The organism is Pelomonas lactea (assembly GCF_043555885.1).
In the GTDB taxonomy this organism is placed as follows: domain Bacteria; phylum Pseudomonadota; class Gammaproteobacteria; order Burkholderiales; family Burkholderiaceae_C; genus Pelomonas; species Pelomonas lactea.
This window is the reverse complement of sequence record NZ_JBIGHX010000010.1, coordinates 110462-126208: the sequence shown is the minus strand read 5'-3', so window position 1 is coordinate 126208 and position 15747 is coordinate 110462. Positions and strand designations below refer to the sequence as shown.

The window sequence follows — 15747 nt, the reverse complement described above, 5'->3', positions numbered from 1 at the left end:
CACAAGCACATCGCCCTACGCGGGCCGGCTTGGGGCGGCCCGGCGCTCGGCCCGCATTCCCACCGTCAGGCAGCCTCGCCCCCGGTGTCCGCAATGGTGCGGTTGCGCCCGGCCCGCTTGGCCTCGTAGAGCGCGCGGTCCGCGGCGTTCAGCAGGTCGGCGAAGCTGGTGGCCTCGGCCGGCAGCATGGCCAGGCCAGCGGACAGCGTGGCGCTGAGCGTGCCGCCCTCGGGCGTCACGAACGGCGCGTCCTGCACCATCAGCCGGATGCGCTCGGCCACCTCGCGGGCGCCGGCCAGGTCGGTGCGTGGCAGCAGCACGACGAACTCCTCGCCGCCGTAGCGCGCGGCCAGGTCGCCAGTGCGCAGCGAGCGCTGGATCAGCCCGCCCACCTGGCGCAGCACCTCGTCGCCCGCCGGGTGACCGTGGCCGTCGTTGATGGCCTTGAAGTGGTCGATGTCCAGGAACAGGCAGGCCAGCGGGTAGCGGTGGCGCACGGCCTGGCTGAACTCGATGAGGCTGCGATGGTCGAAGTAGCGGCGGTTGTGCACGCCGGTCAGGCCATCGGTCATGCCGGCGCGGCGCAGCCGCTCGCGGTTGAGCATGCTCTCGATGGCGATGGCGGCGATGGCGGCCAGCCGGTCCAGGAACTTGGTGCCCGAGGCGGCGTCGTAGCGCTCGGCATCGCGCGCGCCGAAGTGCAGGCTGCCGATCAGCAGGCCTTGGCGGATCAGCGGCAGCAGGGCCGCCGAGCGCACCGGCGTGCCGGCACCGAAGGCGGTGGCCAGCAGCGCCTCACCATGGCCAGGGCCGATGAGGCGCGTGGTGCGCGCGGCGCCGAAGATGTCCTTCAGCGGCCCGTGGCCCTCCAGCAGCTGCGGCGCCCTGGCCATGGGCAGGCTGGGCAGCGCGCGGCGCAGTTCGCCGTCGGGGTCCAGCAGCCAAAGCTCGGCGGCGTCCAGGCCGAAGTCGGCGCGGCAGTCCACCAGCAGCAGGTTGACCAGCTCCTCCATGGAGCCCACCGCCATCAGGCGGCGCTCCAGCGCGTCGAAGCGGTCCAGCTTGCGCTCGTTGGCCTTGGCGGCATCGAGCAGCGTCTGCAGCTGGCGACGCAGTTCCTGGACTTGGGCTTGGGGGTCGGCGGTCATCGGAACAGCATTGTCGCGGCGCCACGTGAAAAGTACCGTCGCTGACCCGTCACCGGGTCCGTGAACGCGATCTCGCGCGCCACCAGCTGCAGCGGTGCGTCAAAGCGCGGCGGGTTCTCGTGCAGCTGCAGCACCGGGTAGATGCGGTCACCGACGATGGGCAGGCCCAGCGCATTCATCTGCACGCGCAGCTGGTGGCGCTGGCCGGTGTGCGGGCGCAGCTCGTAGCGGGCCAGGCCGTCGGCCAGCCGTTCGACCAGGTCGATGCGCGTCTCGGCGTTGGGCTCGCCGGGCACGACCTGCATCTGCATGAAGTCGTCGCCGTCGGGCTCGGCCAGCCGGTGGCGCACGACGCGCGGCCAGGGCCCCTCGCCGGCCGGCGCGACGGCCTCGTAGACCTTGTCGACCGTGCGCTCGCGGAACAGCCGGTGGTAGGCGTCGCGGTCCTGCGGCCGCACGGCGAAGACGACCAGCCCGGCGGTCTCGCGGTCCAGCCGGTGGATGGGGATGAGGTCGGCCAGGCCGGTCGCGTGGCGCAGCCGCGCCATCAGCGTCTGCCGGGCATACAGGCCGCTGGGCGTGACGGGCAGGAAGTGCGGCTTGTCGGCCACCAGCAGGTGCTCGTCCTGGAAGACGACGCGGGCCTCGAACGGCACGACGGGCTCGTCGGCCAGGTAGCGCCAGTAGTAGACGCGGCGGTTGGGCTGGTAGGCCGCGGCGACGGGCTGGCCGCCGTCGTCGACGACATCGCCGCGCGCCAGGCGCTCGGCCCAGTCGTCGACGCGCGGCAGGCGCTCGGCGAGGAAGGCGGCCGTCGTCGCCCACGGCCCGGGCGGGCAGAACACGGCGCTGGCGGCGACGCCGTCGCGCAGCGGCAGCGCGGGCTTGGCAGGGCGGGCCACGGCGGCGGCGCCTATTCGATGCGCGGCCCGCCGCGGGCGCGCTCGTCCATGTAGGCGTTCAGCCGCCTCATGTCCTGCGGCATCACGCGGTCGCCGCGCCAGTCGTGCACCCAGGCCTCGCGGTCGGGCTCGCGGGCCAGCGCGCGCACGGCCGCGTCGATGGCCTCGATGTGGCGGCGGCCCTCCGGCGTGCGGCTGCAGGACACGGTGGCCAGCAGCGTGCTGCGGCCCTCGGTCACCGGCAGCGCGACGAGAGCGCCGGGGTCGCCGATGCGTTTGAGGTGGTCCTGCATGACGGCCGGGTAGTCCAGCGTGTAGTCCATGCGCCCGGCGCGCAGCATGTCCAGCAGCTGGCTGCTGAGCTGGGCGCCCACCGCCAGGCGCGGCACCGCATGGCGGCCCAGCAGCGGGTCGATCTGCGGGCCGAAGGCGCGGTCACGCGCCAGCAACAGCCGCAGCTCGGGGCGCTGCAGCAGGTCGGCCAGCACGACGCGGCCGTCTGCCGGCGCGCCCTGCATGACGCGGGCCAGCGCATCGCGGCGCACGATGACGTGGATCTCGCGCGACACCAGCGGCGGGTACAGGTGCGAGAAGTACAGCCAGTCCAGCCGCTCGGGCGTGCGCACGTGCAGCGTGGAGCACAGCGTCTGCCCGCTGCGCGACAGCGCCTCGTAGCGCGCCGTGCTGGCCTCGACGAACTCATGCCGGAAGCCGGCCATGCGCGGCAGCAGCACGCGCATGAAGCCGTCCACCTCGCCCCGCCCCAGCTCGGCCACGCTGCGCGGCGCGTGGCCGTCCTGGAAGTGGAAATGCGGCGGCATGTCCTGCGCCACCCAGCGGACGGTGTCGGCGTGCGCGAGCGAGGCCATGACGCCGACGCAAAGAAGGAGCCCAAATCGCATGTTCAGCGTCGCGTTCAAGCGGGCCGAGCGCCGGGCCGCTCCCAAGCCGGCCCGCCAGGGCGATGTGCTTGCGGCTCAATGCCGCAAGCATCACCGCCCCCTCGGGGGGCCGACCGGGCCCGCCCGCGTGCAGCGCGGCGGGACTGGGCGAGGGGCGTCACGTTCTAGTCGCCTTCCACCCACTCGATGCGCGCGCCGAGCTCGCAGATGTGCTCGACGAAATTGGGGTGGGCACGCCGGATGGGCGTCGCGTTGCGGATGACGCTCTTGCCGGGCACGCTGGCGGCCACCATCAGCAGCGCGATGGCGACGCGGATGATGTAGGGGCTCTCCACCTCGGCCGGGGAGAGCGGCTTGCCGCCGAAGGTGATCATGCGGTGCGGGTCGCTGAGGAACGCGTGCGCGCCGAACTTGGCGAGCTCGCTGGTCCAGCCCATCGCGCCGTCGTAGATCTTGTTCCAGAACATCACGCTGCCCTCGGCCTTGACGCCCAGGGCCACGAAGATGGGCAGCAGGTCCACCGGCACATAGGGCCAGGGCGCGGCTTCCACCTTCTGCAGGATGTTGCGCGTGAAGGGTTCCTTGACCTTCAGCGGGCCGTCCACGACGCAGCGGCTCCAGCCGTCCTCGTGGACGATCTGCACGCCGAACTTCGCGAAGGTGCGGTCCAGCAGCGGGAACATCTCCGGCGCGCCGTTCTTGACCTGCACGTTGCCGCCCGTGATGGCGCCCAACGCGAGGAAGGTGACGATCTCGTGGAAGTCCTCAGTGAAGGTGTAGTCGGCGCCGCCCAGGGCAGAGACGCCGGTGATCTTCAGCTTGGACGTGCCGTGGCCCTCGATCTTGGCGCCCAGCAGCGACATGAAGTTGCAGAACTCCTGCACGTGCGGCTCGCTGGCGGCGTTGGTCAGCGTGGACGTGCCCTCGGCCAGCGCCGCGCACAGCACGAAGTTCTCGGTCGTCGTGACCGAGGCGTAGTCGGTCCAGTGGTCGTTGGCCTTGAGCGGGCGGTCCACGCGCAGCACCAGGCCGTCGGGCAGGCGCTCGACATCGGCGCCGAAGCGCTGGAACACCTCCACGTGGGGGTCGATCTCGCGGGCGCCCAGCGTGCAGCCCTTGACGTCGTCCTCGATGCGCGCAGCGCCGAAGCGGGCCATCAGGCCGGGCACCAGCATGATGGAGGAGCGCATCTCCTCCGGCAGGCGGTCGATGGCCGCGTCGAAATGCGTGTCCTTGTGATGGACGTCGAGGATGCCGGTCTTGAAGTCCAGCTCCACGTGCGAACCCAGCTTGCGGAAGACCTCGACGATCTTCTTCACGTCGGTGATCTCGGGCACGCCGCGCAGGCGCACGGGCTGCCGGGTCAGCAGCGTCGCGCACAGGATGGGCAGGACGGCGTTCTTGTTGGCCGAGGGAATGATGCGGCCCGAGAGGGGCGTGCCGCCGTGGACGATCAGGTGGGACATCGATGGAGGAAGGTCGGGGCGCGCAAGCGGCGCGCGGAGCGGATTGTCGGGGTTTGCGGCCGGCCGCACGCGACGCGGGGGCGGAAGGTTTGCTCCGCGCCGGGGGAATCAATCCTCCGCGGCGGGGTCCAGCCGCCGGGCGCGGTTCAGCCGCCAGGCGTCGGCCGGGTCGGTGAACACCTGCTCGGCCGTCGTGCCCGTCTCGCGGCCGGCGGCATCGATGGCGATGCGCTTGTCGAACACGTAGCACTCGCCTTCCCAGTCCCGCGCGGCGTCGGGAAACGCTTCGAGGAAGTTCAGGATGCCGCCGTCCAGCTGCGCCACCTGCAGGCCCTGGGCCTGCATCCACGCCGCCGTCTTCTCGCAGCGGATGCCGCCGGTGCAGTACATGGCCACCGTCTTGCCCTGCCACTCGTCGCGGTGCGCCTGGACGTAGGCCGGGAAGTCGCGGAAGTGGGCCACGCCGGGGTCGATGGCGCCGCGGAAGCGCCCCAGCTTGAACTCGAACGTGTTGCGGTTGTCGAGAACCACCGTGTCGGGGTCGTCCAGCAGCTCGCGCCAGCGCTGCGGGCTGACATGGGTGTCGGTGGCCGCGCCGCCACTGACACCGCCTGTCACCCCGGGAATGCCGAAGGCGACGATCTCGCGCTTGACCGACACCTTCAGCAGGCTGAACGGCGGGCGCTCGCAGGCGTTGTGCTTGAAGTGCAGGCCGGCGAAACCGGGCTGCTGCAGCAGCGCGGCCTCGAAGCGCGCCAGCACGTCGGCCGGGCCGGCGACGGCGGCGCTCAGGCCCTCGGTGGCGACCAGCACGACGCCACCCAAGCCCGACGCGGCCTCGCGCAGCCAGGCGGCAAAGGCAGCCGGGTCGGCAATCGGTGTGAAACGGTAAAAGGAGCTGTGAACCAGGGACATCGCCCCGCATTGTCCGCGCTGACCCTAGGCCTGCCGACCGAGGGGCGCTCCTAGAATCCGCGACCCTCCACGGCCCCGATGCCATGTCTGATCGACTCAAAGTCCTGCCGCAGTACCTGATGCCCAAGCTGGCCATGACCCGCCTGGCCGGGCACTACGCGTCCAAGCCGCTGGGAGGCATCACCACCGCCACCATCCGCCGCTTCGTCGCGCGCTACGGCGTCAACATGGCCGAGGCGGCGCAGCCGGACATCACGGCCTACGCCACGTTCAACGACTTCTTCACCCGCGCGTTGAAGCCCGGCGCGCGGCCGCTGGCGCAGGCGCCGCTGATCTGCCCGGTCGACGGCGCAATCAGCCAGGTGGGCCGCATCCAGGGCGACCAGGTCTACCAGGCCAAGGGCCAGGCGTTCTCGACGACGGCGCTGGTGGGCGGTGACGCCGAGCTGGCCGCGCGCTTCCAGGACGGGCTGTTCGCCAACCTCTACCTCAGCCCCAAGGACTACCACCGCATCCACATGCCGGCCGCCGGCCGCCTCGTGCGCATGGTGCATGTGCCGGGCGAGCTGTTCTCGGTGAACCCGACGACGGCCCGCGGCGTGCCGGGGCTGTTCGCACGCAACGAGCGCCTGGTGTGCGTGTTCGATGACGACGTCCTGGGCCGCTGGGTGCTGGTGCTGGTGGGCGCCACCATCGTGGGCAGCATGGCCACGGTCTGGCACGGCCAGATCAAGCGCGGCGGCACCGTGAAGGCCTGGGACTACGCGCCCGGCCAGGTCACGCTGGCGCAGGGCGACGAGATGGGCCGCTTCCTGCTGGGCTCCACGGTCGTCATGCTGTTCGAGAAGAGCGGCCTGCAGTTCAACCCGGCGTGGCAGCCCGGCGGCGCGATCCGCATGGGCGATTGGATGGCACGCTAGGCGCCGGCCGCAGGCTCGCCGGCGCGCGCCAGCAGCGCGCCGGCGGCGTCCGGCAGCAGCGGGCGGGACAGCAGCCAGCCCTGCAGGTGCGTGCAGCCCAGCCGCTCCACCTCGGCGGCCTGCGCCTCGGTTTCCACGCCCTCGGCGACGATGGTCAGGCCCAGCGCCTCGGCAACGACGCAGGCCGCGCGCACCACGGCGCCGGCCGACGGCTCGGGCAGCGGGTCGATCATGCTGCGGTCCAGCTTCAGCGTCGTGATGGGCAGGCGGCGCAGCAGCGTCAGCGAACTCTGGCCAGTGCCGAAGTCGTCGAACGCCACGCCCAGGCCGGCCTGGCGCAGCCGCTCCAGCTGCGGCAGCACGCGCTCCATGTGCGTCATCGCGGCGGTCTCGGTGATCTCCACCTCCACCAGCCGCGGGTCCACGCCATGCGCCTGCACCAGCGCCAGCACCCAGTCGGCGAAGCGCACATCCTCGAACTGCAGCGGCGACACGTTGATGGCCACCGGCAGCGCCACCCGGCCCTGTTGCTGCCAGCTGCGCTGCTGCTGCACGGCCTGGCGCAGGATCAGCGTGCCCAGCGCGACGATCTGGCCGGTGCGCTCGGCAGCCGGGATGAAGTCGGCCGGGCTGACGCGCCCGCGGCCCGGGCGCTGCCAGCGCACCAGCGCCTCGAAGCCGGCCAGGCGGCGCGAACCAGCAGCGTACTTGGGCTGGTAGTCCAGCTGGAATTCGCCCTGCTCGATGGCCGCGGCCAGCGCCTGCTCGATCTCCAGCAGGCCGCCGGCGCCGGCCGCCATGCCGGGGCGGAAGACCACCGCTGCCGCGCCGGCCTGCTGCTTGGCCTGGTGCATGGCGACGTCGGCCGCGCTCAGCAGCGCGGCGCCGCCCTGGCCATGCGCGGGATAGCGCGCGATGCCCACCGACAGGTGCACGTACAGCGCGCGGTGCCCCACCGCAAAGGGCGCATTCATCAGCGCCAGCAGCCGCTGGCCGGCCAGCCGGGCCGCAGCGTCGTCATCGACGTCGGGCTGCAGCAGCAGGAACTGGTCTTCGCCCAGCCGCGCCAGCATCACGTCGGCCGGGTAGGCCGCGCGCAGCCGCGCGGCGATGGCCTGCAGCAGCGCGTCGCCGGTCTCGTGGCCCAGGCTTTCGTTGACGAGCTGAAAGCGGTCCAGGTCGGCCGACAGCAGCGCGAAGCCGGCGCTGCCGGGTGCCGTCAGCTCGGCCAGCTGGGCCAGCGCCGCGTGGCGGTTGGGCAGGTCGGTGAGTTCGTCGTGCAGCGCCTGGCGGCGCAGCGCCTCGGTGGCGCGCTGGCGTTCGGTGTCGTCCAGCATCAGCACCAGCAGCGCGGGCGCGCCGTCCCACTCGAAGTAGCTGGAGGTGCCGCGCACGTAGACGGGCGTGCCGTCCGCGCGCAGCCGCTCGCCTTCCCAGGCAATCTGGCCGCCGCGCTGGCGCAGCAGCTGCGCGGCCCGCTCGCGGGCGCCATCGCGGTCACGCGGCGCGATGACGCTCTCGATGGCCGTCTCGCCCTCCAGGCGGTCCAGGCCGAACATCTGCAACGCGGCCGGATTCGCGTACACGGCGTGGCCGTCCTGCACGACGACCAGCCCCTGCATGGATTGCTCGTAAAGCTGCCGCAGCCGTGAATTGACCCGCAGCGTGGCCTGGTGGGCGCGCCGCACGGACAGCAGGATCAGCGCCATGGCCAGCGCCACGTGCACATAGGTGCCGAGGATGTGGGTGAGGATGGAGCGGGCCAGCGGGTCCAGCACGGGGCCGCTGAGGTGCACCAGCCCCGACGCGATGAAGCAGGCGGCGACGAAGCGCTCTGAGCGCGCGCCGCCGCGCCACAGCCAGGACGCGGCGAGCCAGGCGCCGCCGGTCAGCACCAGGGCGGCGACGACGACGGCGTAGCGCTGGTCCAGCAGTGCCAGCGCCAGGATGACGCCCAGCAGCGCGCCGAACAGCGGCGCGTTGCGCGCCCAGCGCCAGGGCCGGCCGCTGTAGCGTGCGGCGCCGGCGAGTTCCAGCGACAGCGACGCGATGATGCAGGCCGTGGCGGCCGTGGCCTGCGCCTGGTAGCGCAGCGCGTTGAGATCGGGCGGCGCCAGCGCCACGCCCAGCGTGAGGCCCAGCGCCAGCGTCACGTGGCTCCAGCCCCAGTCACTGATGTGCGGATGACCCGGCTCCAGCCGTGCCAGCACCAGCAGCGCCACACCCAGCATGGCGATCAGGCTGGTGCTGATCAGCAGGAACCCCGTCATCGGGCCATCCTAGCGACGGCATGCCTGCCAGCGCCAGGGGGTGAAAGTTCCCGGTCAGGGGTGCGTCGATGCGCCGCCCGGCGTGGCGGCTGCCGCGGCTGTGGGCATCACCAGGTGAAGGTGACGACGCCGCTGGCGGGCAGTTCGTACGCAAAGCGCCGGCCGGGCGCCTGCACCGTGAAGCGGCGCGATCCGGCCGCGGCGTTGCTGACGATGAGCACGGTGCCGCCGTCGGGGTTGGTGAAGGCGACGTGGTCCAGCCCCTGGGCGCCGCCCTCGGAATCGACACGGCGCGCATCGCGGCGCACGAAGCGGCTGGCGTGGCCGAAGGCGTAGTACTCGATGTTGCGCGTGACGCTGCCGTCCTTGGGGTCGATGGTGACGACGCCGCGGCAGTCCTTGCAGCCGCCCAGGTGCGGGCCGTGCTTGGGGTCCAGCGCCAGGTTCCACATCAGCACGCCGCGCGCGCCGTGGCGCGTGCTGCCGATGATGAGGTTGCGCATCATCCACGGCAGCGTCTCGGCCCACTGCGGCTTCCATTCGCCGCCGGAGCATTCGGTGAACCAGACGTCCAGCTCGGGGAACTGCCGCGCCACCTGCGACTGCGCCGACACGTCGCCCGCGTAGCAGTGCCAGGCCACGCCGGACACGTACTTGCGCGCCGTCGCGTCGGACAGCATGGACAGCGGGCTCCAGGGCTCGTCCCAGTTGTGATCCCACTCCAGGATCTGCGTCTTCATGCCCCGGGCCTGCAGCAGCGGGCCCAGGTGCTTGCCGACGACCTCGGCGCGGGTGCGCGGCGTCATGCGCATGCCGGGGTAGTCGCCGGGCTCGAAGTGCGGCTCGTTCTGCAGCGTCAGCGCGAAGATCGGGATGCCTTCGGCCTTCATGTCGTCGACGTAGCGCACCATGTACCTGGCGAAGCTGCCGTAGTGCTCGGGCTTGAGCTGGCCCTGCACGAGGCTGTCGGTCGTCTTCATCCAGCCCGGCGCGCTCCAGGGCGAGGCCATGACCTGCAGCTGCGGGTTCAGCGCCAGCGCCTGCTTCGTGGCGGGGATGACGTCCTCGCGCTCGCGGGCGAGCGAGAAGTGCTTCAACTCCGGGTCGGTCTGGCCCGGGGGCATGTCGTCCAGGCTGTAGTGGTGGCGCGAGAAGTCGGAGGCGCCGATGGTCAGCCGGGTCAGGTCGAAGCCCAGGCCGCTGCCTTCGCGCGTGAACAGCTCCTCCATCAGCGCGTCGCGCTGCGCGGGGCTCATGCCGTTGCGCATCAGCCAGGCCGAGGCCTCGGTGATGGCCGCACCGAAGCCGGCCATGCGCTGGTACTGGCGCTGGGGGTCGATGCGGATGACGGCATCGGCCTTCGCCGGCGCCGTGACGGCGCTGGGCGACAGCAGGTGCTGCTGGTCACCGGTGGTCAGAAAGGCCCGCACAGGTGCAGCGTTAGCACCGACGGCGCAGGCGGCCACCGCCGCCAGGAGGAGTTGTTTCATGGCTCAGTTCAGTCGGAGTTCGCTGGTCGCGTCGAACACGCTCAGCAGGGATTCGTCGATGTCGAAGGCCAGCGTTTCGCCCGCAGTGATGCGCCGGCCGTCATGCACGACGGCCGAGAAGCCCTGGTCGCCGGACTTCATCCAGACGACCTGGTGGTTGCCCATGGGCTCGACCAGTTCCACGGTGGCGCGCCAGCGGCCGTCGGCCTGCAGGCGCACATGCTCTGGGCGGACGCCCAGCACCAGCTGCTGACCGGCCTTGGCGCGGCCGGCGGCCAGCTGCAGCGACAGCGCGCCGTTCACCGTGACGCCATCCGCCGCGACCGTGACGGGCACGAGGTTGATGGCCGGCGCGCCCAGGAAGCCGGCGACGAACAGGTTGGCGGGCGTCTCGTAGACCTCGGCGGGCGTGCCGATCTGCTGGATGACGCCGCTCTTCATGACGACGATGCGCGAGGCCAGCGTCATGGCCTCGACCTGGTCGTGCGTGACGTAGATCATCGTGCTGCCCAGGGTCTGGTGCAGCAGCTTGAGCTCGCGGCGCAGCTCGGCGCGCAGCTTGGCGTCGAGGTTGGACAGCGGCTCGTCGAACAGGAACACGCCGGCCTCGCGCACCAGCGCCCGGCCGATGGCCACGCGCTGGCGCTGGCCGCCGGACAGCTGGGCGGGCTTGCGGTTCAGCAGCGGCGTGAGCTGCAGCATGTTGGCGGCCTTCTCGACGCGGCGCGCGATCTCGTCCTTGGGCACGCCGGCCACGCGCGGGCCGAAGCTCATGTTGCGCTCGACGGTCATCGTCGGGTACAGCGCATAGCTCTGGAACACCATGCCGATGCCGCGCTCGCTGGGCTCGGCGTCGGTCATGTCCTGCCCGCCGATGTGGATGCTGCCGCCGGACACGTCGATGAGGCCGGCGATGCTGTGCAGCAGCGTGGACTTGCCACAGCCCGACGGTCCCAGCAGCACGAGGAACTCGCCTTCATGGACCTGCAAGTCCAGGCCCTTGATGACTTCGTTGGCGCCGAACTTGATGCTCAGGCCCTGGATGTTCACACCACTCACTTGACCGCTCCCGCAGCAATGCCACGGACGAACCAGCGGCCAGAAATCAGATAGACCAACAAAGGCACCGCCGACGTGAGGATGGTCGCGGCCATGTTGAGGTTGTAGAGGCGCTCGCCCGTCGTCGTGTTGATGACGTTGTTGAGCTGCACGGTCATCGGCAGGTTCTCGCGGCCGGCGAAGGTCAGGCCGAGGATGTAGTCGTTCCACACGCCGGTGATCTGCATGATGGCCGCGACGATGAGCATGGGCGTGGACATCGGCAGCACCAGCTGGAAGAAGATGCGCCAGAAGCCGCCGCCGTCCACGCGCGCCGCCTTGAACAGCTCGCCCGGCAGGCCCGCGTAGTAGTTGCGGAACAGCAGCGTCATGATGGGCATCGCAAACACCAGGTGCACGACGACGATGCCGGGCAGGCTGCTGTAGATGCCGATGGCGGCCTCCAGCTTGACGAGCGGGTAGATCATCACCTGGATGGGGATGAAGGCCCCCAGCATCAGCACGCCGAACAGCCACTGGCTGCCCTTGGGCTTCCACCAGGAGAGCGCGTAGCCGTTGATGGCGCCCAGCAGGATGGGCAGCACGACGGACGGCACGGCAATCGTCACGGAGTTCCAGAACCCGCCGCGCACGCCCTCGCAGCTGACGCCGGTGCAGGCCTCGCTCCACGCGGCGCGCCAGGCGTCGAAGGTGATGCTGGACGGCAGCGCGAAGATCTGGCCGAGGCGGATCTCTTCCATCGTCTTGAACGAGGTCGTGAGCATCACGTACAGCGGCAGCAGGAAGAAGGCCGCGGCGAACAGCAGGAAGGCGTAGACGCCGACCCGGGCCCACAGGGCGGTCGATTTGCGCTTGCTCATCAGTGGCCTCCCTGCGCTTGCTTGCGGCTGCGGGCATAGGCCAGCGGCGCGACGAGAGCCAGCACCGTCAGCAGCAGCATGACGGCGCCCGCCGACGCCAGCGCCAGGTTGGCGCGGCCGAAGAGGTGGTCCATGATGAACTTGGCGGGCACGTCGCTCGCCGTGCCGGGGCCGCCCTGGGTCATCGCGACGACGGTGTCGAACACCTTGACGACGCCGGTGGCCAGCAGCGTGAAGACGGTCGCGAGCGTCGGGCCCATCATGGGCAGCACGACGGAGAGGTAGACACGCCAGGTCGGGATGCCGTCCAGCCGCGCGGCCTTCCAGATCTCTTCGTCGATGCCGCGCAGGCCGGCCAGCATCAGCGCCATCACGAGGCCGGCGCCCTGCCAGGTGCCGGCGATGACGACGGTGTAGATCACCATGTCCTGGTCGACGATCCAGTCGAACGTGAAGTTCGTCCAGCCCATCTGCTGCATCGCGTTCTGCAGGCCGCTGTCGGGGTTGAGCACCCACTGCCAGACCAGGCCGGTGGCGACGAAGGACATCGCATACGGGTACAGGAAGGCCGTGCGCAGCACGCCCTCGCCGCGCACCTTCTGGTCGATGAACACGGCCAGCAGGAAGCCCAGCAGCATGGCCGCCAGGATGTAGAGCACGCCGTAGATGGCGAGGTTGTGAATGGCGAGCTGCCAGCGCTCGTTGTCCAGCAGGCGCTCGAACTGCTGCAGGCCGACGAAGTCGTCCTTGGGGAAGGTGCGCGAGCTGGACATGGACGTGCGCAGCGTCCACAGCACGGTGCCGACATAGCCGACACCCACGATGAGGGCCAGGGGCAGCAGCGCGCCCCAGGCCGCGAGGGAGCGAATCTTCATGACGATCGTTGCCAGATGGAGTGTTTCGGGCCGAGCGCAGGGCCGCTCCCAAGCCGGCCCGTTGGGCGATGTGCTTGCGGCTCGACGCCGCAAGCATCGCCGTCCCCTCGGGGGACCGACCAGGCTCGGCGGCGTTCAGCGCGGCGAGAGTGGGCGAGGGGCTTCATTTCAGCGCCGACACGATGTCCTTCTGGACCTTCTCGACCGGGATGTTGCGGTTCCAGTAGCTGGTCAGCACGTCCTGCAGGGCGCCGTTCTGGTCGGGCGTGATGTAGATCTCGCCGTTGGCCAGGTGACGCGACTTGTCCTTCATCGCCGCCACACCCATCTGGCCACACACGTCCATCTTGCTGACGTCCACGTCGGTACGGATGGGGATGGAGCCCTTCTTGATGCTGAAGGCGACCTGCGTGGCCGGCTGCGTGATGACGCTGGCCAGCAGCTGCTGGGCCTTGATCTGGTCCGGCTTGTTCGTCTTGGGGAACACCATCACGTCGCCCTGGATGATGTAGGGCGCGGCGGGGCCGAAGCCGGGCGCGCAGCCGTAGTCCTTGCCGGCTTCCTGCCTGGCCTGGGCGAACTCGCCCTTGGCCCAGTCACCCATGATCTGCACGCCGGCGCGGCCGCTGATGAGCATGGCGGTGGCGTCGTTCCAGTTGCGGCCCGGCGAGCCCTTGTCGGTGTAGCTCTGCAGGCGCTTGAACGCCAGCAGCACCTTCTTGAACGCCTCGCCCTGGATGACCTTGGGGTCGCGGTCCTTGAAGACCTTCAGGTACAGGTCGCGCCCGCCGTAGTGGGCCAGCACGGCGGTGAAGACGATGCCGTCCTGCCAGGGCTGGCCGCCATGGGCCAGCGGCACCAGGCCAGCGGCCTTGAGCTTGTCCAGCGCGGCGAACAGCTCGTCGAAGGTCTTGGGCTCTTCCGCGATGCCGGCCTTCTTGAAGGCAGCCTTGGAGAACCAGAACCAGCTCATGTTGTGGATGTTGACCGGCGCGGCGTAGTAGTGGCCGTTGACCTTGATGGCGCTCAGCACGGCCTCGGGCAGGAACTTGTCCCAGCCGTCGCGCTTGGCCACGTCGTCGACGTTGTTCAGGTAGCCCTGCTCGACGATGTCGCGGAACTGCTGCGTGGTGTTGAACTGGGCGGCGGTGGGCGGGTTGCCACCGGCGATGCGGTTGATGGCGACGGACCGCGCCTGCTCCCCCAGCGCGACGGCGGTGTCGACCCACAGGCCGCCCTGGGCCTTGTAGGCCTCGGCCAGCGTCTTGGCGGCGGCGGACTCGCCACCGGATGTCCACCAGTGGATGACTTCGGCCTTCAGCGGCGCCTGGGCGACGGCAGGGAAGGCGGCGGCGGCCAGCGCAACGGCGGCCAGGGCGTGGCGGGGGAACTTCATCGTGTCTCCGGATCTCGTGGGGTCGGCGAGGCGCAGTGTCGCCCGGTCAGGCGCGGCGCGCCTGAGGGGAGACCCTGTAATATTTCATTTAGAAATCAACCTCACCCCATGAAGCCAGGTTGATTTCTTATTAATTATTCGTTCAGAAACTGGCTGTACCAGAGGCCGGAGTCCTTCAGGATGCGGCGCTGGGTGGGGTAGTCCACATAGGCCAGGCCGAAGCGGCGCAGGTAGCCCTCGGCCCACTCGAAGTTGTCCAGCAGGCTCCAGGCGAAGTAGCCCTTCACCGGCACGCCGGCGTCCACCGCCTGCTTCAGCGCCGCGAGGTGGCGCTGCAGATAGGACAGCCGCTCCTTGTCGTGCACGCGGCCTTCGGGCGTCAGCTGGTCCTCGAAGGTGGAGCCGTTCTCGGTCAGCTGGATGACGGCCGGGTTGTAGTCGCGCTGCACGCGGGTCAGCAGGTCGACCAGGCCTTGTGGCGAGACCTCCCAGCCGAAGCCGGTGCGCTCGACACCGTGCTTCTCGACAAGGCTGGCACGCATCGGGCCGCCCGTCTTCGGATCCGGATCGTTCTTGACCATCTCGGGGAAGTAGTAGTTCACGCCGAGGAAGTCGGTGGGCGTGGCGATGGCCTCCAGGTCGCCCGGCAGCACCGTGGGCGCCGCGTCGCCAACGAGCGCCAGCGTGTCCGCCGGATAGCCGCGGCCGAACAGCGGGTCCAGGAACCAGCGGTTGCGCAGGCCGTCGTGGCGCTGCAGCGCGGCCGCGTCTTCAGCGCTGTCGCTGGCCACCGTAATGGGGTGCAGGCTCAGCGTGATGCCGATGTCGGCGCCGGCCACGTTCTTGCGGATGACGGGAATCGCCTGGCCGTGGGACAGCAGCACGTGGTGGCTGGCCTGCAGCGCGTCGGCAAAGCTGTTGCCGCCAGGCGCATGCACGTTTTCCCAGTAGCCCATCATGCAGGAGCACCACGGTTCGTTGTGCGTGATCCAGTGCTTGACGCGGTCACCCAGGCGGCGGGTCACGATGTCGGTGTACTCGACGAAGGCGGCCACGGTGTCGCGCGACAGCCAGCCGCCCTGCTCCTGCAGCGCCTGCGGCAGGTCCCAGTGGTAGAGCGTGCACCACGGGTCCAGGCCGCGTTCGAGCATGGCGTCGACGAGGCGGTCGTAGAAGGCCAGGCCGGCCTCGTTCACGGCGCCACGGCCCGTGGGCAGGATGCGCGGCCAGGCGATGGAGAAGCGGTAGGCGTTGACGCCCATGGCCTTGGCCATGTCCAGGTCTTGCGGGTAGCGGTGGTAGTGGTCACAGGCCACCAGTCCGTTGCCGCCGTCGCGGATGCGGCCGGGCTGCTGGCAGAAGCGGTCCCAGATCGATTCGCCCTTGCCGTCTTCCTGGCCGGCGCCTTCGATCTGGAAGGAAGAGGTGGACACGCCCCAACGGAAGTCGGCGGGGAAGTCTTTGCGGGTCGGGGCGTTGTTGGAGCTCATGCTTCGGATGTAAGGGCGCCGGCAGTGAAGCCGGCGCGGGGTCAGGTAACTAGG

The 15747-nt window shown here is 70.3% G+C and carries 13 protein-coding genes; 1 reads left to right on the top strand and 12 read right to left on the bottom strand.

Features of this window, described 5'->3' with window-relative positions; all coding sequences use genetic code 11:
• Window positions 1-65: 65 nt before the first annotated feature.
• The 5 genes from ACG04Q_RS22995 to trhO all read right to left on the bottom strand — a co-directional run bounded on the left by ACG04Q_RS22995 (window position 66) and on the right by trhO (window position 5333).
• Window positions 66-1148, bottom strand: a complete 1083-nt coding sequence (locus tag ACG04Q_RS22995; RefSeq protein WP_394513864.1) for a GGDEF domain-containing protein — start codon at window positions 1146-1148, stop codon at window positions 66-68.
• Window positions 1145-2050, bottom strand: a complete 906-nt coding sequence (locus ACG04Q_RS22990; protein WP_394513863.1) for a pseudouridine synthase — start codon at window positions 2048-2050, stop codon at window positions 1145-1147. The genes ACG04Q_RS22995 and ACG04Q_RS22990 overlap by 4 nt, the downstream gene beginning before the upstream one ends.
• An 11-nt stretch (window positions 2051-2061) precedes the next feature.
• The gene (locus ACG04Q_RS22985) at window positions 2062-2919 is read right to left on the bottom strand and encodes a hypothetical protein (protein WP_394513861.1); all 858 of its coding nucleotides are present in this window, start codon (window positions 2917-2919) and stop codon (window positions 2062-2064) included.
• A 197-nt stretch (window positions 2920-3116) separates the two neighbouring features.
• The gene (locus ACG04Q_RS22980; protein ID WP_394513859.1) at window positions 3117-4418 is read right to left on the bottom strand and encodes a UDP-N-acetylglucosamine 1-carboxyvinyltransferase; all 1302 of its coding nucleotides are present in this window, start codon (window positions 4416-4418) and stop codon (window positions 3117-3119) included.
• A gap of 108 nt (window positions 4419-4526) precedes the next feature.
• A complete protein-coding gene (gene trhO, locus ACG04Q_RS22975; protein WP_394513858.1) occupies window positions 4527-5333 on the bottom strand; it encodes an oxygen-dependent tRNA uridine(34) hydroxylase TrhO in 807 nt (268 codons plus the stop codon).
• An 83-nt stretch (window positions 5334-5416) separates the two neighbouring features.
• On the opposite strand from trhO, the gene asd reads away from it, so the two are divergent.
• Complete coding sequence (asd, locus tag ACG04Q_RS22970; protein ID WP_394513856.1) at window positions 5417-6253, top strand: archaetidylserine decarboxylase; 837 nt, start codon at window positions 5417-5419, stop codon at window positions 6251-6253.
• On the opposite strand, the gene ACG04Q_RS22965 is transcribed toward asd, so the two are convergent.
• From ACG04Q_RS22965 to ACG04Q_RS22935, 7 genes are all read right to left on the bottom strand, one after another.
• On the bottom strand, window positions 6250-8523 hold the full coding sequence (locus ACG04Q_RS22965; RefSeq protein WP_394513854.1) for a putative bifunctional diguanylate cyclase/phosphodiesterase: 2274 nt from the start codon (window positions 8521-8523) through the stop codon (window positions 6250-6252). The genes asd and ACG04Q_RS22965 overlap by 4 nt on opposite strands.
• A gap of 107 nt (window positions 8524-8630) precedes the next feature.
• Window positions 8631-10013, bottom strand: coding sequence for a glycoside hydrolase family 30 protein (locus ACG04Q_RS22960; RefSeq protein WP_394513852.1), 1383 nt, complete (start codon window positions 10011-10013; stop codon window positions 8631-8633).
• 3 nt (window positions 10014-10016) lie between these two features.
• Window positions 10017-11072, bottom strand: a complete 1056-nt coding sequence (locus ACG04Q_RS22955) for an ABC transporter ATP-binding protein (RefSeq protein ID WP_394513851.1) — start codon at window positions 11070-11072, stop codon at window positions 10017-10019.
• Window positions 11069-11932: a carbohydrate ABC transporter permease gene (locus ACG04Q_RS22950; protein ID WP_394513850.1), complete on the bottom strand. Its 864-nt coding sequence runs from the start codon at window positions 11930-11932 to the stop codon at window positions 11069-11071. The genes ACG04Q_RS22955 and ACG04Q_RS22950 overlap by 4 nt, the downstream gene beginning before the upstream one ends.
• On the bottom strand, window positions 11932-12807 hold the full coding sequence (locus tag ACG04Q_RS22945) for a carbohydrate ABC transporter permease (RefSeq protein ID WP_394513849.1): 876 nt from the start codon (window positions 12805-12807) through the stop codon (window positions 11932-11934). Before ACG04Q_RS22945 ends, ACG04Q_RS22950 begins: the two co-directional genes overlap by 1 nt.
• 163 nt (window positions 12808-12970) lie before the next feature.
• A complete protein-coding gene (locus ACG04Q_RS22940) occupies window positions 12971-14203 on the bottom strand; it encodes an ABC transporter substrate-binding protein (protein ID WP_394513847.1) in 1233 nt (410 codons plus the stop codon).
• 134 nt (window positions 14204-14337) lie between these two features.
• Complete coding sequence (locus ACG04Q_RS22935; protein WP_394513846.1) at window positions 14338-15693, bottom strand: GH1 family beta-glucosidase; 1356 nt, start codon at window positions 15691-15693, stop codon at window positions 14338-14340.
• Between the last annotated feature and the right edge of the window lie 54 nt (window positions 15694-15747).